Origin of the sequence: Streptomyces cynarae, from assembly GCF_025642135.1 — a bacterium.
GTDB lineage: Bacteria > Actinomycetota > Actinomycetes > Streptomycetales > Streptomycetaceae > Streptomyces > Streptomyces cynarae.
Genome location: NZ_CP106793.1, coordinates 6,741,898 through 6,760,332 on the forward strand (window position 1 = coordinate 6,741,898; position 18,435 = coordinate 6,760,332).

The 18,435-nt window shown below is 70.9% G+C and carries 16 protein-coding genes; 9 read left to right on the top strand and 7 right to left on the bottom strand.

From position 1 onward, the window contains the following. Positions 1–299 precede the first annotated feature (299 nt). From N8I84_RS30625 to N8I84_RS30640, 4 genes are all read left to right on the top strand, one after another. The gene (locus N8I84_RS30625; RefSeq protein WP_263232642.1) at positions 300–1,094 is read left to right on the top strand and encodes a Tat pathway signal sequence domain protein; all 795 of its coding nucleotides are present in this window, start codon (positions 300–302) and stop codon (positions 1,092–1,094) included. A gap of 101 nt (positions 1,095–1,195) precedes the next feature. Next, positions 1,196–2,527, top strand: a complete 1,332-nt coding sequence (locus N8I84_RS30630; RefSeq protein ID WP_263232643.1) for a copper amine oxidase — start codon at positions 1,196–1,198, stop codon at positions 2,525–2,527. Between the two features lie 115 nt (positions 2,528–2,642). After that, a complete protein-coding gene (locus N8I84_RS30635; RefSeq protein WP_263232644.1) occupies positions 2,643–3,881 on the top strand; it encodes an SAV2148 family HEPN domain-containing protein in 1,239 nt (412 codons plus the stop codon). 108 nt (positions 3,882–3,989) lie between these two features. After that, entirely contained in the window at positions 3,990–4,712 is a 723-nt protein-coding gene (locus N8I84_RS30640) for a 3'-5' exonuclease (protein ID WP_263232645.1), read from the top strand. A gap of 20 nt (positions 4,713–4,732) precedes the next feature. On the opposite strand, the gene N8I84_RS30645 is transcribed toward N8I84_RS30640, so the two are convergent. Next, complete coding sequence (locus N8I84_RS30645; RefSeq protein WP_263232646.1) at positions 4,733–5,704, bottom strand: DMT family transporter; 972 nt, start codon at positions 5,702–5,704, stop codon at positions 4,733–4,735. Between the two features lie 94 nt (positions 5,705–5,798). On the opposite strand from N8I84_RS30645, the gene N8I84_RS30650 reads away from it, so the two are divergent. Further along, a complete protein-coding gene (locus N8I84_RS30650; protein WP_263232647.1) occupies positions 5,799–6,728 on the top strand; it encodes a LysR family transcriptional regulator in 930 nt (309 codons plus the stop codon). A 40-nt stretch (positions 6,729–6,768) separates the two neighbouring features. Here the strand turns inward: N8I84_RS30650 and N8I84_RS30655 are convergent, their stop codons facing one another. Continuing rightward, positions 6,769–7,632, bottom strand: coding sequence for a phosphotransferase enzyme family protein (locus tag N8I84_RS30655; protein WP_263232648.1), 864 nt, complete (start codon positions 7,630–7,632; stop codon positions 6,769–6,771). A 226-nt stretch (positions 7,633–7,858) separates the two neighbouring features. Next, positions 7,859–10,120 carry an MMPL family transporter gene (locus N8I84_RS30660; protein WP_263232649.1) on the bottom strand — a complete coding sequence of 754 codons (2,262 nt, stop codon included), beginning with the start codon at positions 10,118–10,120 and terminating at the stop codon, positions 7,859–7,861. Between the two features lie 241 nt (positions 10,121–10,361). Between N8I84_RS30660 and N8I84_RS30665 the strand changes: the two genes are divergently transcribed. The 3 genes from N8I84_RS30665 (at position 10,362) to N8I84_RS30675 (ending at position 12,365) form a co-directional block, all read left to right on the top strand. Then, entirely contained in the window at positions 10,362–10,910 is a 549-nt protein-coding gene (locus N8I84_RS30665; protein WP_263232650.1) for a DUF1697 domain-containing protein, read from the top strand. Then, the gene (locus N8I84_RS30670; RefSeq protein WP_263232651.1) at positions 10,903–11,277 is read left to right on the top strand and encodes a nuclear transport factor 2 family protein; all 375 of its coding nucleotides are present in this window, start codon (positions 10,903–10,905) and stop codon (positions 11,275–11,277) included. Before N8I84_RS30665 ends, N8I84_RS30670 begins: the two co-directional genes overlap by 8 nt. Positions 11,278–11,345: 68 nt before the next feature. Beyond that, positions 11,346–12,365 carry a ketopantoate reductase family protein gene (locus N8I84_RS30675; RefSeq protein WP_263232652.1) on the top strand — a complete coding sequence of 340 codons (1,020 nt, stop codon included), beginning with the start codon at positions 11,346–11,348 and terminating at the stop codon, positions 12,363–12,365. Positions 12,366–12,392: 27 nt separating this feature from the next. Here the strand turns inward: N8I84_RS30675 and N8I84_RS30680 are convergent, their stop codons facing one another. Genes N8I84_RS30680 through N8I84_RS30695 form a run of 4 tightly spaced genes read right to left on the bottom strand, consistent with a single transcriptional unit; the run spans position 12,393 to position 16,960 of the window. After that, entirely contained in the window at positions 12,393–13,751 is a 1,359-nt protein-coding gene (locus N8I84_RS30680; protein ID WP_263232653.1) for a GH1 family beta-glucosidase, read from the bottom strand. A gap of 29 nt (positions 13,752–13,780) precedes the next feature. Further along, positions 13,781–14,620 carry a carbohydrate ABC transporter permease gene (locus N8I84_RS30685; RefSeq protein WP_263234938.1) on the bottom strand — a complete coding sequence of 280 codons (840 nt, stop codon included), beginning with the start codon at positions 14,618–14,620 and terminating at the stop codon, positions 13,781–13,783. A gap of 25 nt (positions 14,621–14,645) precedes the next feature. Next, on the bottom strand, positions 14,646–15,635 hold the full coding sequence (locus N8I84_RS30690) for a carbohydrate ABC transporter permease (RefSeq protein ID WP_263232654.1): 990 nt from the start codon (positions 15,633–15,635) through the stop codon (positions 14,646–14,648). Positions 15,636–15,640: 5 nt separating this feature from the next. Next, complete coding sequence (locus N8I84_RS30695) at positions 15,641–16,960, bottom strand: ABC transporter substrate-binding protein (protein ID WP_263232655.1); 1,320 nt, start codon at positions 16,958–16,960, stop codon at positions 15,641–15,643. Between the two features lie 159 nt (positions 16,961–17,119). Here N8I84_RS30695 and N8I84_RS30700 point away from each other — a divergent pair, with 159 nt between their 5' ends. Next, complete coding sequence (locus N8I84_RS30700; protein ID WP_263232656.1) at positions 17,120–18,379, top strand: ROK family transcriptional regulator; 1,260 nt, start codon at positions 17,120–17,122, stop codon at positions 18,377–18,379. Positions 18,380–18,435: the final 56 nt, after the last annotated feature.

The window sequence follows — 18,435 nt, forward strand, 5'->3', positions numbered from 1 at the left end:
CAGCTTTGCCGGCCCTCTGGGGGCGCCTTGCGGCCGAGTTCCCGAAAGTGACTGCTCCCCCTTCTGAGCGAGCGGGAATCCTGACTCATCCTGCTCGGTCCCTCATCGAGTGACGAGTATGGCGCGAATCGTCCGCGGCGCCCTCCGATCCGTCCCACGATGGAACCTTCTCTCACCCGCATCCCTCTTAACGGCCGACCAGCGCACACCCGGCGCGCACGCTGACCACCGCGCGCCGTGGTGTGCCGAACCAGTGGGGCTCGAGCCACTCCCGCACCACAGGGGGAGTAGGGGGACATGTGCGCAGGACAGTGCGCCGCCACCTGGGCAAGGTGGTGGCGGGTGCGGCCATCGCGGTGACAGGGACCGCCGTGATGGTCGGGATCACGCTGCCGGGCTCGGCGGGGGCCGAGGAGTCCGGTGGCAAGAGCGGCGGACTCGCCGCCCGGCAGCAGGACCAGTCCGTGGGGCCCGGCGTCGTCGAGCGGGCTCCCGCCGAGGGGGCGACCGGCAAGGGCGACGACCCGCTGACCGACGACGAGGCACGGCGCGCCGAGCGCATCGCGCTGACCGGCCCGCAGTTCGCCGCCGGACAGAACGTCGAGGGCAGGAAGGGTCCGCAACGCCTCGCCGTCGACCTCGCCGAGCCGGACGCGGACGAACTGGACGACCCGGACGCGCCCCGACGCGCGGAGGTCACGCTCTACGACTACAGGAGCGACGCTCTTGTCACCAAGACCGTCGACCTGCGTTCCGGGAAGGTGGAGGGGACGGGCACCCAGCACGGTGTGCAGCCGCCCCTCACCCGGGAGGAGAACGCCGAGGCGGCCCGGCTGCTCATCGCCGACCCGCTCGGGGCGGGGCTGAAGGCCGACTACAAGGACGCCACCGGCAAGGACCTCACCTCGCCCGGCCAGCTGATGCTCACCGGCATCGTCTACCGGGCGGTGCCGGGCGCCCAGCCCGCGGTCCTCGACCAGTGCGGCAGGCACCGCTGTGTGCGGCTCCTCCCGAAGATCCCGAACGGCTCCTGGATCGACAGCCGTTCCTTCGTGATCGACCTGAGCGCCCGAAAGGTCGGCAGGCTCGGCTGAACCACGCGGACACCGCCTTCCGAAGGAACGTTTTTCCGGGTCACGGGTCGCGGACCGCGCTCTTCGCCCTTCTCGCTTCGTGCAACAGGAGTCTCTTCGTCATGCGCGTGAACAGAAACAGCCGTGCCCGTCGGCAGTCGCTCCACCGGCGGGCCATGGCCGGCCTGCTGACCGCCGGGCTCGCCCTCGGTGGCACGGCGGCCACCCCTGCCTTCGCCCGTCCCGAGACCGCCGCCGCGCCGGCCGCCGAGTGCGGCGCCGCCTACCGGATCGAGCAGAAGCTCTCCACCGGCACCACCTGGCGGATGTGCCGGCGCTACGACAAATACGCCGGCCTGGTGCTGGAGCACGTCTCCTACCAGCCCCCGGGCGAGAGCCGCCCGATCAAGGTCCTGAACAGCGCCCGGCTCGCCCAGATCGACGTCCCCTACGACGACGGCTCGGTCGAGTACAGCGACCTGACCGGCGCCGGGTTCGCGCAGGGCCTGATGAACATGGCGCCCGCCGAGTGTCCCGGGGGCACCATCAAGACGGTGAAGGTGCCGGACGCCTTGGACCCGGGCCACCCCAACGTGAACGGCGTGTGCACCACGACCCGTTCGCGCGGGCACGCCTACCGCATGCAGAGCGACGACGGGAACAAGGTCTACCAGGCCCAGGGCAAGGACCTGTTGGTCTACACCGTCAACAAGGTCGGCTGGTACGAGTACATCACCGAGTGGCGCTTCCAGGACGACGGCACGGTCGACATGAACGTCGGCGCCACCGGCAGCCTCTCGCCGTACGACTACGACGCGGGTGACGGCCGAGGCTGGCCGATCGGCAACGGCGCCCGCTCCTACGCCACCAGCCACAGCCACAACGTCTTCTGGCGGCTCGACTTCGGCCTCGACGGCTCCTCCAGGAACAAGATCGAGCAGTACGACTCCGTGGTCAGCCCGCCCGCCCGGGGCGCCCAGGCGCCCAGCAACAAGACGACCCGCACCACCGTCACCAAGGAACTCGCCGGCGACGCCAAGAACTCGCGCTGGTGGCGGGTCGTCAGCGACGCGGGCAAGAACAAGGACGGCCACGCGCGCTCGTACGAGATCGTCCCCAGCGCGTCCACCAAATACTTCGGCCACGAGTTCACCAAGCACGACATCTACTTCACCGAGTACAACCCCTGCGAGCAGTTCGCCAGTGACAACGTGGGCGACTGCGGCACAGGGGCGGCCACCACGGTCGACAAATGGGTCAACGGCCAGAGCCTCACTCACCCGGTGGTGTGGGTGAACGTCGGCTTCCATCATGTCGCGCGCGACGAGGACCAGCAGCCCATGCCGGTCCACTGGCAGGGCTTCTCCATCGCTCCGCGCGACGTCACGGCTATGAATCCTCTCACTCCGCCCGCTCTCGCCGACCAGAACGGACAGCCCCGAAACGGTAGTTGAGAAACGACCCTGTCCATCCGGCTGCACCGTGCCGCACTCCCGGAGTAGTCTTCCTTGATCGTTGGCCGGGGCCTTGCCCCTGGGGAGGCTCGGGGGAGCGGAAGGCGGTGCGCGGGTGGGCTCGGGAGGGCTGGAGCTGCCCCCTGGTGACGAGGGTCACGAGGGGAACTCCGCGGATGTCCCGCCCGGCGCGGTGTCCCTGGCACGGCCGATGGAGATGGGATCCATCGGACCGGAACTGGACTGGGACGCCGACGCGTGGCGCGAGGTGCGGACCCGCGCCCAGCGGGCCGGGCGGGCCTACATCTGGCTGAACCTGGTGGAGCAGCGGCTGCGCGCGGTCGTGGCCGCCGTTCTCCGCCCCATCTACGAACCGGTCCACGGCGACGACTGGGTGGTCGCCGCCGCCGGACCGGCCGGCCAGGAGTGGGTGCAGCGGGCGGTCGCGGTACGCGAGGTCAGCCGCCGCAAGGGGTATCTGCTCGACCCGGCCGACGACAACGTGCTCAGCTTTCTGACGCTGCCGCAGCTGCGCGAGCTGATGGTGCAGCACTGGCCGTGCTTCGAGCCGTACATAGACGAGCGCCGCGATGTGGAGCTCGCCCTGGACGAGCTGGAAGTGACCCGGAACGTGGTCTCGCGCAACCGGGCCCTGTCCCAGGCGGTCCTCGCGCAGGCCGAGCGCGCTTCCGCCAATCTCCTGGAGATCCTCGGCGCGGGCGGTGACGTGCCCTCCGCCCGCCGGCTGCCCGTCGACGCGGTCGAGGACCTGGTGGGCGACCGGTACGCGGACGTGGTCGCCGTCCACCCGGACCGGGTACGGCTGCTGCGGCAGTTCCCCGCCGAGGACATCTTCGGCGGTGCCCGCCGCCTGGACGCCATCGGCATCGGCCTCAACCTGCTGGTGCAGAACTTCTCCGGGCGGCGGCTGGTGCGGCTCGCCGAGTCCGGCTGCCGGGTGCGGCTGCTGTTCCTCAACCCGGCCTCCAGCGCGGTCAAACGGCGCGAGCGGGAGCTAGGCATCAGGAAGGGCGAGCTGAGCCGCGCGGTCGAGATGAACATCCTGCACATGCGCCGGGTGCGCTCGAAGCTGCGCGACCCGGGCGCCTTCGAGATCCAGGTCTTCGACGAAACCCCTCGTTTCACCGCGTACCTGGTGAACGGGGACGGCTCGGACGGCATCGCGGTCGTGCAGTCCTATCTGCGGCGCACCCGCGGTATGGAGGCGCCGGTGCTGGTGCTGCGGGGCGGCAGCCGGGTCGTCAAGTCGGACGAAGTCGAGGAGAACGGGCTCTTCCCCACCTACCGGGAGGAGTTCGAACTGGCTTGGGCCGATTCGCGTCCGGTGTCCTGAACTGTCCCATGGTGCCGACCGGAAGCGGAATCCGGTCCTCGGATTGTCAGTGGCGCATGCGAGGGTGGAGGCCACTGGGGGAAAGCACCACCACGAAGGGGGGCCGCCATGGCCTGGCACCGAGAGCTGCTGATCGGCTTCGACCTGGAGACGACCGGGACGGATCCGTATGAGGCGCGCATCGTCACGGGGGCGGTGATCGAGGTCAAGGACGGGGAGCCGCTCGGCCGCCGCGACTGGCTGGCGGATCCGGGCGTGGAGATTCCGGCCGACGCGGTCGCGGTGCACGGGATCAGCAACGAGCGGGCGATGGCCGAGGGCCGCCCGGCCGACCGGGTCGCGGACGCGATCGCCGAGGTCCTGGTGGCGTACTGGCGGACGGGAGTCCCTGTCGTCGCCTACAACGCGGCCTTCGACCTCACCCTGCTCTCCGCCGAGCTGCGACGGCACGGACTGCCGTCCCTGCGCGAACGTCTGGGGGGCCTCGCCCCGGCCCCGGTCATCGACCCGTACACGATCGACCGCTGGGCCGACCGCTACCGCCGGGGCAAGCGCAACCTGGAAGCGGTGTGCGCGGAGTACGGTGTGGCGCTGGAGTCCGCGCACAACGCGGGCGCGGACGCGCTGGCCGCCGCCCGGCTGGCCGCGGCGATAGCCGGCCGCCACCCGAAGGTCGCGGCCCTCGGCCCGGCGGAGCTGCACCGCAGCCAGATCGAGTGGTACGCGGACTGGGCGGCGGACTTCCAGGAGTTCCTGCGCGCCAAGGGCGACGCGGAGGCGGTGGTGGACGGTACGTGGCCGCTGCGGGAGGCGGTGGACGGGAGGGTCTGAGACGGGCGGGGCGTTCGCCTTCAGGAACCGGTGGGTGCCGCGGTCCCGCGCATGGTGTCCTTCTCGGTTCCGGCGTGATGCGCGGAGGCGGGGCCGTGCGCCGGGTCCGGTGCGGCCGTTCGGCGGGCGCGCTCGACGGACTGGCCCCAGTAGGTTCCGGCGACCATCAGGGCCGCGCCGAGGCCGGTGAGCGGGGTGAGGTGGTCGCCGCCGAGGACGACGCCCACGGCCACGGCCCACACGGGCTCCGTGCCGAGCAGCAGTCCGGCGCGGCTGGCGGAGGTGCGCTGGACGGCCCAGGTCTGCGCGAGGAAGGCGAACACGCTGCAGAACAGGGCGAGATACAGCAGCTGAATCCAGGTCGCGGTGCCGGCGCGGGCGAAGCCGGGCAGGGCGGTGGCGGCCGTGGGGAGGAAGAGCGCCGTGCCGATGAGGGTCTGCAGCGCCGTCAGGTGCAGGGGACGCACCGCGCGGCCCGCGGTGAGCCGGCCGACCAGGGCCACGTGCACGGCCCGGACGGCGGCGGCGGCGAGCATCAGCAGGTCGCCGAGTCCGGGCGTGTGGAAGCCGTTGCCGGACATCAGGAGTCCCACGGCCAGGACGCACACCCCCGCGGCGGCGTGGAAGGAGGGCGGCAGCCCGCCGGGGTGACCGGAGCGGTCGAGCAACGGGGTGAGCACGATGGTCAGGCTGATGATCAGCCCCGCGTTGGCGGCGCTGGTGTGGGCGACTCCGTACGTCTCCACGACCAGCACCGCGGCCTGGGTCAGCCCCAGCGGCACTCCGGCCCGTACCTCGTCCCGCGTCCACCGGCGCCGCCCACGGCGGGCGGTGACCAGGACCAGGCAGGCCGGTGCGGAGAGCGCGTACCGGGCGAACAGGACCGCGGGGACGGGCAGCGCGGCCACCGCCGTCTGGGCGGAGAGATAACTGGAACCCCAGACGAGCGCGACGAGGAGGAGTACCGCATCGGTACGGCGGGCGTCGAACACCCGCCCACGGTGCACCGCGCGTGACCCTGAAGCCCAGCACCAGTTTCTAAAACGATCTTTTAGTCCACCTGCACAGTGCCCCTACACTGCGGGAATGGACGAACGTCAGTTGCGGATTCTGCGGGAGCTGGGCGAACTCGGCAGTGTCACCGCGGTCGCCGAGGCGCTGCTGGTGACGCCGTCGGCAATCTCCCAGCAACTGCGGCTGCTGCAGCGATCGATCCCGGTGCCGCTGACCGAGCGGCACGGGCGGCGGCTGGTGCTCACCGACGCCGGGCAGGCGCTCGCCGGCGCGGCGGTGGAGGTGGAGACGGCGCTGGCGCGGGCCCGGGGCGCCGTCGAGGAATTCGTCGGGAAAGCGGACGGCGAGGTGTCGGTCGCGGCGTTCCACAGCGCCGGTTCGGCGTTCTTCCCACCGCTGCTGCGGGCCTTCAACGGACCCGGTTCGCCCCGGCTGGCGCTCGCCGACGAGGACGTGCCGCAAGAGGACTTCCCCCGGCTGACGAGGGAGTACGACCTCGTGCTCGCCCACCGCCTCGATCACGCCCCGCCGTGGCCGGGCACGGTGACCGTCACCACCCTGCTGCGCGAACCGCTCGACGTGGCGCTGCCCGTCGGCCATCCGCTGGCCGGCAAGCGGCGGCTCACCCCGCGGGATGTGGCCGACGAGCCGTGGATCACCGTGCACGACGGGTTCCCCGTCATGGCCACCATCGAGGCCATCGCCGCCGCGGCCGGGCGCCGGCTGCGGCTGGTCCATCGCATCAACGAGTTCGCGGTGGTCGCGGAGGCCGTGGCCGCAGGGGGCGGTATCGCCCTGATGCCGCGCTGGACGATGCGTCCGCACCCGGCGCTGGTCCTCCGACCGATCGACGGCGTCCAGGCCAGGCGGCACATCGACGCCCTGTGCCGCCCCGAACGCACGGCCCGCACAGCGGTCCGCACGGTGCTGGCCGAACTGCGCCGCGCCGCAGGGACGATCAAGGACGGGGACGCGGGGGAGCCGGCGCCGGCCACGGCTTGACGGCGACGCGGAGCGGGTCGGTGAACGCAACCGAAAGCTCTCAGAACGGATACCAGCGCACCGTCTCGTCCCCGTCCCGCAACGACGCCACCCGGCGCTCGAACTCGGCGAGGGCCTTGGGGTTGCTCGGCGCGTGCTGGGCGACCCAGGCGCAGCTGGCCGTCTCCCGGGCACCGCGCAGCACCGAGCAGCCCTCCCATGCGCGTACGTCCCAGCCGTAGGCGGCGGTGAAGGAGTCGTACGCCTCGGCGGGAAGACCGTAGCGGTCACGGGAAAGCGCCATGACCACCAGGTCGTGCTCGCGCAGATCGGCGGAGAAGGTCTCCAGGTCGACCAGGACCGGGCCGTCCGGGCCGATGTGCACATTGCGCGGCAGCGCGTCGCCGTGGATCGGTCCGGGCGCCAGATGCGGGGAGAGCGCGGCCGCCGCGGCGGCGAACCCGTCACGGCGCTCGCGCAGATACGCCGCGTCCGCAGGGTCGATCGCGTCGCCCGCGAGCCGAAGCCAGCGTTCCACCCCGCCCAGCAGATCACGGGGCGGCAGGGTGAAGGCGGGGGAGGGGAGGGCGTGCACGATCCGCAGCAGTTCGGCCAGGTCGCGCGGTTCGGCGGGGCGTACGGGATCGGGCAGCCGGTGCCATACGGTCACGGGATGCCCGTCGACGAGCAGGGGTTCGGGTCGGGCGGCCCGCACCGCCGGGACATCCGCCCCGGCCAGCCAGACGGCGATGTCGAGCTCCCGCCGCGCCCGGTCCAGCAACTCGGCGTCGCGGCCCACTTTGACCACCAGATCCCCGACGGCGAACACCGCGTTCTCACCCAGGGCGAGGAGCCGAGCGTCCCGCGCCGCACCCGGCAGTACCCCCGCCGCGTCCAGCACATCCCGCGCCCGCATCTCGTCCATCGCACGCCTCCGTGTCCTCCACCGGTTCCTTGAGGTCTGCCAGTGTCGCATTCACGCAGGTCGGGACGGCCACCGGCCGGGGTGCGGAACGAACCCGCGGACAAGTGGCCCAGGCTGCACCGGCGTCGGCGAAGTGAGATCCCCGCACAGGGAGGGCCGTCGGCTGCCCACAAGGGGAGGGCCCGTAGGCTCCCCGGTCGCCGACGGGCCCTCGCTCAGGCGGGGTTCAGACCCCCAGTGGCTCGTTCTCGTCCCGCGCCGCCGGTGCCACCGCCGCCGGTGTCTCGTCGTGCGTGAGGTCCGGCAGCCGGTGCAGCCACTTCGGCAGGTACCAGTTGCGCTCACCCAGCAGCGCCATCACCGCCGGGAGCAGCACGCCCCGGATGACGGTCGCGTCGATGAGGACCGCGGCGGCCAGGCCCACGCCCATCTGCTTCATGGACTGCATGGACAGCGTGCCGAAGATCGCGAAGACGGCGACCATGATGACCGCGGCGCTGGTGACGACCCCGGCCGTGGTCACCACACCGTGCGTGATCGCGTCCTTCGTGGTCCTGCCCCGCAGACGGGCCTCGCGGATCCGGGACACCACGAACACGTGGTAGTCCATCGACAGGCCGAACAGGATGACGAAGAGGAACAGCGGCAGCCAGGTGACGATGGCGCCCACACCGTGCGCGCCCACCAGCGACGCGCCCCAGCCGTGCTGGAAGACGGCGACCAGGATGCCGTAGGCCGCACCGACCGAGAGCAGGTTCAGGACGATCGAGGTGATCGCGATCGTCAGCGAGCGGAACGACAGGAGCATCAGCAGGAAGGCGAAGACCACGACGAACGCGAAGACCGGGACCACCGAGCCGACGAGTTGGTCGTTGAAGTCGTGCGAGCCCGCGACCTGACCCGTGATCGGCGCCTGCACGCCCTCCACCTTGCCGAGCGTGTCGGGCCGTACCTTGTCGCGCAGCAGCTCCAGGTTCTTGCCCGCCTTGTCCAGGTCGGAGCCGCCGACGAGCGGCACGGAGATCACGGCCACGTTCTGCGCGTCGTGCAGTCTGACGTCGACCGGGCCGCGCGAGGCGCCCGATGCGATCGCCTCCGTGCGGAAGCCGGCGATCGCGGACTTCACCTCGGGCGCGTTGATGTCCTTCGCCTTGACGACGACCTGGGCCGGCTCGGAACCGCCGGGGAAGGCCTCGTTGACCCGGTTGTAGGTGGCCACGATGGGCAGCTTGTTCCCGAACTCCTGGTCCAGGGTGAGGTTCTGGGTCTTCATGCCGAGTGCGGGCGCTGCGATCGCGAGCAGCGCACCGGCCGCGACCACCAGGGAGACGGCGGGCCGGGCGAGGACCACCTTCAGGACGGCACTCCACAGCCGGCTGCCCTCGTCGGCGCTGCGACCGGTCCGCGCGCGCCGCTTGTCCGGGTGCAGGAACGGGATACGGCCCTTCTCGACGCGCTTGCCCAGCAGCGACAGCAGCGCGGGCAGCACGGTCACCGAGCCGACCATGGCGACCGCCACCACCATCAGCGAGGCCAGGCCCATCGCCTCGAAGGTGGCGAGTCCGGTGAACAGCATGCCCGCCATCGCCACGCACACCGTGACACCGGAGACGATCACGGCGCGCCCGCTGGTCGCGGCGGCGATGCGCAGCGCGGTGCCCGCATCGCGTCCGGCCGCGCGCTCCTCCCGCTCGCGGCGCAGGTAGAACAGGCAGTAGTCGACGCCGACGGCCATGCCGACCAGCAGCATCACGGAGTTGGCGGTGTCGTTCATCGCCTGCAGATGGCTGACGATGCCCATCAGGCCCATCGTCGCCATGATCGCGGTGATGGCGAGCGCCACTGGCAGCAGCGCCGCGACCAGCGCGCCGAACGCGATCAGCAGGATGCCGAGCGCCACCGGCACCGCGGAGTACTCGGCCTGCTTGAAGTCGTTGCCGAACGCGTCGGAGAACGTCTTGCGCATGCTGGCGGCGCCGATCTCCTCGATCCGCAGCTGCGGGTGGTCCTTCTGGACCCCGGCGACGGCCTTGAGCACGGGCTCGACACGGTCACCGGCGGTGTCCGCGTCGCCGCGCATGTCGAACTGCACCAGGGCGCTGCGGCCGTCCTTGGAGATGGTCTTCGTGTCGTACGGGGAGGTCACGTCCGTCACCCGGCCGGTGCCGTCGACGGCCCGCACGACCGCGGTGACGGCGGCGCGGAACCGCGGGTCGGTGGCCGTGGTGGTGCCGTCCTTCGCCTGGATCAGCACGCTCTCACCGGCAGGCTGCTTGATCCCCGCGTCCTCGATGATCTTCGCGGCGGTGTGTGTCTCGCCCTTCAGTTCGTCGCTGTCCTTGATGTCGACGCGCCCGGCTGCCGAGCCGACGGCCATGGCCAGCACGACGAACAGCACCCAGATGCCGACGGCAGCCCATCGGTGCCGAGCGCTCCAGCCGCCGGCCCGGGCGGCGATGCCCCGCACCCGCGTATCTCCGTTCCCCATGACGGGCTGCCCCCTCCGTGCGGGTGACGGCCCCCTGCCGCCACCGTTCGCTTCGAAGGTAGGGGCGGCGTAAGCCCGACTCGTCGTGCTGCCCGGTGAACCGTGAGCGCCCCGGCTCATCCCCTCGGACCGGCCCGCCTCACCATCCGGGAGGACAGTGGCCCCTTACAACTGTCCGGGCTCCTCAGGGCCGGGATCAGGGTCCGGGCGCCCGCCCGGGGATGCGCTCTAGGGTGTGAGCATGACGACGACGTACGCGGCGCTGCTGCGGGGGATCAACGTGGGCGGCAACCGGAAGCTGCCGATGGCGGGCCTGCGGGAGCTGCTGACCGGGCTCGGTCACACCGGGGTGGCCACGTATCTGCAGAGCGGCAACGCGGTCTTCACCGCCGACCACGGTGACGAGGACTCCCTGGCGGCGGAACTCGAGGAGGCGATCGAGAAGGACTTCGGCTTCCGGGTCGACGTGCTCGTACGCGACCACGCGTACCTGAAGGCCGTACGCGAGGCCTGCCCGTTCCCGGCCGACGAGCTGGAGGGCAGGCAGCTGCACGTCACGTACTTCTCGGGGCCGGTGGAGGCCGAACGGTTCGCGGAGATCGACCCGGCCGCGTACCTGCCGGAGGAGTTCCGGCTCGGCGGCCGCGAGCTCTACCTCTACGTCCCCGACGGTCTCGGCCGGTCCAAGCTCGCCGAACAGCTGTCGAGGCCCCGGCTGAACAAGGGGCTGATCGCCACCACCCGCAACTGGAACACGGTCGTCAAACTCGAGGAGCTGACCCGTGCCTGAGCAGGGCCCGGCCGTCGAGGAGGCGATCGAGCGCGAACTGCGTCTCCTGGACCCGCAGTTCAGCCGCTCGCCCGAACAGGTCGGGGCGCTGCTGCACCCCGACTTCCACGAGTTCGGCGTCTCCGGGCGGCACTGGGACCGGGCCTCCGTCATCGAGATGCTGGCCTCGACGACCGATGCGGGGGCGCGGCCGTCCGTCACCTCCCCCATCACGGGCGTCCAGCTCGCCCCGGACCTGGTGCACCTCACCTTCGACACGGAGAACGACGGCCGTCACGCGCACCGCAGTTCGCTGTGGCGGCGTACCGAGGACGGCTGGCAGCTGTACTTCCACCAGGGGACGCCGTTCGCCCCCGGGACGAAGTGACGCAGAGATCCACGGAGTTCCGCACCCAGGGGCAAAGGGCGACGAGCGGGTGTGCGAGGCTCGTCGGCATGCGCTACATCATCATCGGAGCAGGGGCCGTCGGCGGAGCGGTCGGGGCCCGGCTCGCCGAGGTCGGCCACGAGGTGGTCCTGGTCGCGCGGGGTGCGCAGTACACGGCGCTGCGCGAGCACGGACTGCGCTTCCTCGCCCCGGACGGCGAGCACACCCACCGGCTGCCGGTCGTCGACGGGCCTTCGGCGCTGGGTGAGTTGCGCACGGACGACGTCCTCGTGCTGGCCGTCAAGACCCAGGACAGCGAGGTGGCGCTGGACACCTGGGGCCCGGCTCCGGTGCGGGGCGGCGGTACGGCCGCCGAGCAGCTCCCGCTGGTGTGCGCGCAGAACGGCGTGGAGAGCCAGCGGCTCGCCCTGCGCCGCTTCCGCCATGTCTACGGCGTCTGCGTGTGGCTCCCGTCCACCTTCGTCGAACCGGGCGTCGTCTCCGCCGCCGGCACCCCGCTCACCGGCATCCTGCACCTCGGCCGGTATCCGCACGGCACCGACGACACCGCCCGCCGGATCGCCGCAGACCTGGAGAAGGCCCGGTTCGAGGCCCCGGTCGTGCCGGACGTGACGCGCTGGCAGTACGCCAAGCTGCTGAGCAACCTCGCCAACGCCGTGGAGGCGGTCAGCGGGCCGCTCACCGGACAGGCGGCGGAGTCGCTGTACGCGCGGGTGCGGGCCGAGGGCGAGGCGGTGCTCCAGGCGGCCGGCATCCCGTACGCGAGCGGCGCGGAGCAGAAGGAGATGCGCGGCGACAAGGTGCACCTGGTGCCGCTCGCGGGGGCCCAGCGCGGTGGCGGTTCCTCCTGGCAGTCCCTCACCCGAGGCACCGGCACCATCGAGGCCGACCACCTCAACGGCGAGATCGTCCTCCTGGGCCGGCTGCACGGTGTGCCGACCCCGCTCAACGAACTGCTGCAACGGCTCGCCACCACGTTCGCGCGGGAGCGCCGGGCGCCCGGGTCGCTGCCGGTCGCGGAGCTGGTGCGACTCGCCGACGAGGCCGTGGCGCACGCCGCCGGGTAGGCCGCCGCTTCCCACCTCCCCTTGCGCTCAAGCGGCGCTGCGGCCTCTTTCCGCATGCGTCCGGATGATGTCCGCGTACCGGCGCCCACTGCCCTTCACCGTGCGCTTCTGCGTCTTGTAGTCGACGTGCACCAGCCCGAAGCGCTTGTCGTAGCCGTACGCCCACTCGAAGTTGTCCAGCAGGGACCAGGCGAAGTAGCCCGCGAGCGGGGCGCCCTGACGGACTGCCGATGCGCAGGCCGCCAGGTGCTGCTCCAGATACTCCGTGCGCTCGGGGTCGTGGATGGTTCCATCGGGGCGTACGACGTCGGGGTAGGCGGAGCCGTTCTCGGTGACATACAGCTTGCGGGCGCCGTAGTCGTGGGTCAGGCGGAGCAGGAGGCGCTCCATGCCGGAGGCGTCGACCTCCCAGTCCATGCCGGTGCGGGGCACGCCGAGGCGGGGGACCGGGCGGACCCGTGGGGCCAGCCCGGTGGGGTCGTCGGCGACGGTGGCCGGCATGTAGTAGTTGAGGCCCAGCCAGTCGAGGGGCTGCGCGATGGTTTCCGAGTCGCCTGGCTGCTCGGGAAGTTCGACGCCGTACACCTCTCGCATGTCGGCCGGGAAGCCGCGGCCGTGCACCGGGTCCAGCCACCAGCGGTTGGTGTGCCCGTCCATGCGGCGGGCGGCGTCGAGGTCCTCCGGCCGGTCGGTGGCGGCGTGGACGGTGGAGAGGTTGTTGACGATGCCCACCTGCGCGCCGGGCGCTGCCGCGCGGATCGCCTGCGCGGCCAGACCGTGACCGAGGAGGAGGTGGTAGGAGGCGCGGACGGCGGCCGTGAGGTCGGTCAGGCCGGGGGCCATCCTGCCCTCCAGGTGGCCGATCCACGCGGAGCACAGGGGCTCGTTGAGCGTGGTCCAGTGGCGGACGCGGTCGCCGAGGCGTTCGGCGACGACCGCCGCGTACGAGGCGAGGTGGTGGGCGGTGTCGCGGACCGGCCAGCCGCCCCGGTCCTGGAGCACCTGCGGCAGGTCCCAGTGGTACAGGGTGACGGACGGAGTGATGCCCGCCTCCAGCAGGCCGTCGATCAACGCGTCGTAGAAGTCGAGCCCCTTGGCGTTGACCGCACCGTCGCCGCCCGGCACCACGCGCGGCCAGGCGATGGACAGCCGGTAGGCGTTGGTGCCGAGTCGGCGCATCAGGCCGATGTCCTCGCGCCAGCGGTGGTAGTGGTCGCAGGCGACGTCTCCGTGGTCACCATTGTCGATCTTGCCGGGAGTGTGCGAGAACGTGTCCCAGATCGAGGGGGAGCGGCCGTCCTCGGCGACGGCCCCCTCGATCTGGTAGGCCGACGTGGCCGTGCCCCACAGGAAGTCCTCGGGGAGTGCGGCGAGGTCGATGGTCACGGAGTTCCTTTCGGAGGCAGGCGAGTCGGTCACTTGACGGCTCCCGCGGTGAGCCCGGCGACGAGGTAACGCTGCAGGAGCAGGAACCCGGCGACCACGGGGAGGCTGACGACGAGCGAGGCGGCCATGATCTGGTTCCAGTAGACGTTGTAGAGGGTGGAGTAGCCCTGGAGGCCGACGGCTAGCGTGCGGGTGTTGTCGTTGGTCATCACCGACGCGAACAGCACCTCGCCCCAGGCGGTCATGAAGGCGTAGACGGCGACCGCGACGATGCCGGGGATCGCGGCCGGCACGACGACCCTGAACAGGGCCCCCAGCGGGCCGCAGCCGTCCACCAGCGCGGCCTCGTCCAGTTCGCGCGGCACCGAGTCGAAGTACCCGATCAGCATCCAGATCGAGAACGGCAGCGAGAAGGTGAGATACGTCAGGATGAGTCCGCCGCGCGAGCCGAACAGGGCGATGCCGGTGGCGTTGCCGATGTTGACGTAGATGAGGAACAGCGGCAGCAGGAAGAGGATGCCGGGGAACATCTGGGTGGACAGCACGGTGACGGTGAAGACGCGCTTGCCCCGGAAGTCGTAACGGCTGACCGCGTAGGCCGCGAACACCGCGATCACCACCGAGCAGACGGTCGCCGCCCCCGCCACGGTCAGGGAGTTCACGAAGTACCGCGCGAGCGGGATCGTCGACCAGATGTCGATGTACGGGCGGATGGTCAGGTGGCTCGGAAGCCAGCGGAATTTCCCGGAGACGTCGCCCAGGGGCTTCAGCGAGCTGGAGACCATCGCGTAGACCGGTACCAGGACGAACGCGGTGAGCAGGGTGAGGAAGATCCGCTTGGACCAGAGGAAGGACCGGGGCGGAGCCATCGGCGAGCGGGGCGTCCGGGAGGTACTAGACATCGGCCGTCTTCCTTCCTCGGGACGTCAGCAGGAGGTAGACGCCCGTCACCACGAGCAGGAAGAGCAGCAGCAGGACGGACATGGCGGAGCCGGTACCGAAGTTCCAGGTGACGAAGGACGCCTGGTAGATGTGGACCGAGATGAGGTCCGCGGCCTCGGGGGCGGACTTGCCGAACAGGACGTACGGCGTGTTGAAGTCGTTGAACGTCCACAGGAACAGCACCAGGACCAGGACCTGGTTGACCGGACGCAGCGACGGCAGGGTGATGCGGCGGAGCTGCTGCCACATCCCGGCGCCGTCGAGGGCGGCCGCCTCGTACAGCTCGCCCGGGATGTTCTGCAGGCCGGCCATGACGATGAGGAAGGCGAACGGCCAGCCCTTCCACACGGACACGGTGAGCAGCGCGACGAAGCTGTTGTCGCCGATGAGCCAGAAGGACGGCTTGTCGGTGAGGTGCAGCTGGTCGTGCAGGACGTGGTTCACCAGGCCGTTGTCGTGCTGGAACATGAACACCCAGGTGATCACGGCCGCGTACACGGGCAGCGCGTACGGCACCAGGAAGAGTGCCCGCAGCAGGCCGCGGCCGCGGAACGTGCCCTGCATGAAGATCGCGGCCGCCGTGCCGATCAGCCAGCACAGGCCGACCGACACCAGGGTGAAGGCGACGGTGACGAGGAAGGAGTGCAGGAGGGCCTCGCCGACCGGGGCGTCGAAGTCGACGGACACCTTGTAGTTGGAGATTCCCGCCCACGGGGCGGTGCCCCAGTCGCGGATGTAGAACTGCGTGAGCTCCTTGAAGCTCATCACGATGCCGATCACCATCGGCACCAGGTGGACCAGGAGTTCCAGGAGCAGGGCGGGCAGGAGCAGCAGGTACGGCAGCCCGATGCGGCGGATCCTCCCGGGGTGGCGGGGCGTCCGCTTCGCCGCCCCGGAAGGACTCTTGTACACGGCAGCCTCTGCGGGAGCAGTGGTCGTCATCGTGCTCACTTCGCCGGCATCTGCTGCTGGGCCTTCTCGAGTGCGGCCTTCACCGAGTCCGTGGTCACCGCGCGTCCGGCGGCCGCGTCGGCGAACAGGTCCTTGATGGCGGTACCGACCGCTGTCTCGAACTGGGACTCGTCTGCCACCTGCGGAAGCGCGGCGGCGCTCTTGGCGAGGGTGTCCTTCAGGACCGCGTTCGCCGGAGTGTTGAAGACGGAGTCCGCCTGGGCGGTCTTCACCGGCGGGATCGAGCTGTACTCGGTGTTGAGGGTCTTCTGTTCGGCGTCGCTGGTCATGAACTTCACGAACTTCATGGCGCCGTCGAGGTTGTGGGTGTTCTTGAAGACGGCCAGGTTGATGCCCGCGACCATGGAGTCGACCTGCTTGCCGGTCCCCGGGGCGCCGGACTGCACGGGCACGGGGGCTATGCCGTACGCGTCAGCGCTCATGCCCTGCGATGCGAGGTTGGCGGACGCGGACTGCCACAGCAGCATCGCGTTCGTGCCCTTGGCGAAGTCGCTCACCGACTGGTTCTGGGCGTACTCGGCGTTGCCCGGTGCGATGATCTTGTCCGTCGCCATCAGGTCGACGTACTGCTTGACCGCGGCGACCACCCCGTCGCCTGTGAAGTCGGGCTTGCCGTCCGCGGTGAAGAAGTCCGCGCCGTGCTGCTTGGCGAAGACGAAGGCGTGGTGGATGTTCTCCGACGGGTTCGCACCCTCGGCGCCGAGGCCCCACTTGCCGCCCTTGGACAGCTTCTTGCCGTCGGCTACGAGCTCGTCCCAGGTGGTCGGCGGCTGGGAGATGCCCGCGTCGGCGAACATCTTCTTGTTGTAGTAGAGGGCGTACGCCATCGAGTACAGCGGCACGGCGGCCGGGTCCTTGCCCGGTGCCCCGGTCGAGCCGAGGGCCGAGTCGACGAAGCGGTCCTTGCCGCCGATCTTGGCGAAGTTGTCGGCGTCCCACGGGAGCAGCGCCCCGGTGGCCTGCAGGGATGCGCTCCAGGTGTTGCCGATGTTGAGGACGTCGGGACCCTGCCCCGAGGTGGTCGCGGTGAGGATCCGGTTCAGGAGGTCGGACCAGGGGACGACCTCCAGCTTCACCTTGATGCCCGTCTGCTTCTCGAACTTGTCGAGTTCGGGCTGGAGGACCTTCTTGTCGACCTCGATGCTGGCGCCCTGGTTGGAGGCCCAGTAGGTGAGCGTCTTCGGCGAGTCGTTTGACCCGCCGCCGCCCGTCGACGAGCCGCCGCCGCACGCGGTCACGGCGGTCAGCAGCGAAACGGTGACCGCACCGGCGGCCGCGGCTCGGATTCTGTGCATGGCTCAGACGTCCCTTTCCGGAGGGAGACCCATGGGCGCGTTCGTCCCGAAGAACACCCCGGGGCTTAATTTAGAGTGTGAGTTAAGACGCGAAGGAAGGTCGCGTCAAGGGATCGCGCGGAGGTATCTTGCAGGTCGGCAGAGTCGGAAGGGACCCACATGGCGGCGCGGAACGGGCGGACAGTGCGCGACCTGCGGCGGGGCAATCGCACCGCCGTACTACAACGGTTGTATTTCGACGGGCCGATGAGCCGCTTCGAGCTGGGCCCGGCCACCGGACTGAGTTCCGGCTCCATCAGCAACGTGGTCGCGGAACTGGTCGCCGACGGCCTGGTGGAGGAGGCCGGCACCGTAGAGTCCGACGGCGGCCGGCCCCGCACTCTGCTCCGCGTCACCCCCGCCAGCGGCCACATGATCGGCATCGACGTCGGCGAAACCCGCGTACGGGTCGAGCTCTTCGACCTCACCCTCACCGAGCTCGCGCGCGCCGAACGACCCCTGGAGCATCACGGTTACGACGTCGAGATCATCGTCGGCCACATCCGCGACGGCATCGCCGAGGTCCTCGCCGAGACGGACGTCGCCCCCGAGCGGCTTCTGGGCGTCGGCATCGGCGTCCCCGGCATCGTGGCACACACCCCTGAACAGGGGGCCGTGGTCCACGGGCAGACGATCGGCTGGGACGCCGTCCCGCTGGAATCCCTGCTGCGCTCGACGTGCGGACTCCCCGACTCCGTCCCGTACTTCATCGACAACGGCGCCCGGACGCTAGGCCAGGCCGAGATGTGGTTCGGCGCCGGCCGGGGAGCCCGCACCGCGGTCGTCGTCCTCTTCGGCTCCGGGGTCGGCGCCTGTCTCGTCACGGAGGAGGTGGAGCAGGGCCGGTCCGTCGAGTGGGGGCATCTGACCGTACGGGTCAGGGGGCGCCGCTGCCGCTGCGGCGCCCTGGGCTGCCTGGACGCGTATGCGGGCGCCGAGGCGCTCATCGACCGCTGGCGGGAGGAGGGCGGACGTCCACCGGAGGGCACCGACGAGGAGACCGCACTGACCGCGATGGTCGCCGCGGCCTACCCGCCCGAGGGCACCGGCACCGACCCGGTGGCACTCGCCGTCCTGGAGGAGGCCGCCGAGTACGTGGGCGCCGGCCTGTCCGACCTGATCAACCTCTTCCAGCCCGAGCGCATCCTCATAGGCGGCTGGGCAGGGCTTCAGCTCGGCACCCGCCTCCTGCCGGCCGTACGCCGGTACGCCGCCTCGTACGCCCTGCGCCATCCGGCCGAACGCGTCTGCATCGACCTCGGCAAGCTCGGCCCGGACGCGGTCACCGTGGGCGCCGCCATCCTGCCGCTCGCCGACTTCTTCGCACACGGCGGGCAGCGCGACGCGCACGGCCGCGGACGTCACGGCGAGCGCGCCTGATCCGGTCGAGGATGCGTGTCGCGTTTGTTCAAGAGGAGCGCGGCGGCCGTTCCTAG

Excerpts from the sequence above, each read along its gene's own strand:
- N8I84_RS30655 (WP_263232648.1), bottom strand. The coding sequence starts at position 7,632 with ATGGACGAGATGCGGGCGCGGGATGTGCTGGACGCGGCGGGGGTACTG.
- N8I84_RS30685 (WP_263234938.1), bottom strand. The coding sequence starts at position 14,620 with ATGGCTCCGCCCCGGTCCTTCCTCTGGTCCAAGCGGATCTTCCTCACC.
- N8I84_RS30640 (WP_263232645.1), top strand. The coding sequence starts at position 3,990 with ATGGCCTGGCACCGAGAGCTGCTGATCGGCTTCGACCTGGAGACGACC.
- N8I84_RS30690 (WP_263232654.1), bottom strand. The coding sequence starts at position 15,635 with ATGACGACCACTGCTCCCGCAGAGGCTGCCGTGTACAAGAGTCCTTCC.
- N8I84_RS30630 (WP_263232643.1), top strand. The coding sequence starts at position 1,196 with ATGCGCGTGAACAGAAACAGCCGTGCCCGTCGGCAGTCGCTCCACCGG.
- N8I84_RS30695 (WP_263232655.1), bottom strand. The coding sequence starts at position 16,960 with ATGCACAGAATCCGAGCCGCGGCCGCCGGTGCGGTCACCGTTTCGCTG.
- N8I84_RS30650 (WP_263232647.1), top strand. The coding sequence starts at position 5,799 with ATGGACGAACGTCAGTTGCGGATTCTGCGGGAGCTGGGCGAACTCGGC.
- N8I84_RS30675 (WP_263232652.1), top strand. The coding sequence starts at position 11,346 with ATGCGCTACATCATCATCGGAGCAGGGGCCGTCGGCGGAGCGGTCGGG.
- N8I84_RS30665 (WP_263232650.1), top strand. The coding sequence starts at position 10,362 with ATGACGACGACGTACGCGGCGCTGCTGCGGGGGATCAACGTGGGCGGC.
- N8I84_RS30700 (WP_263232656.1), top strand. The coding sequence starts at position 17,120 with ATGGCGGCGCGGAACGGGCGGACAGTGCGCGACCTGCGGCGGGGCAAT.
- N8I84_RS30660 (WP_263232649.1), bottom strand. The coding sequence starts at position 10,120 with ATGGGGAACGGAGATACGCGGGTGCGGGGCATCGCCGCCCGGGCCGGC.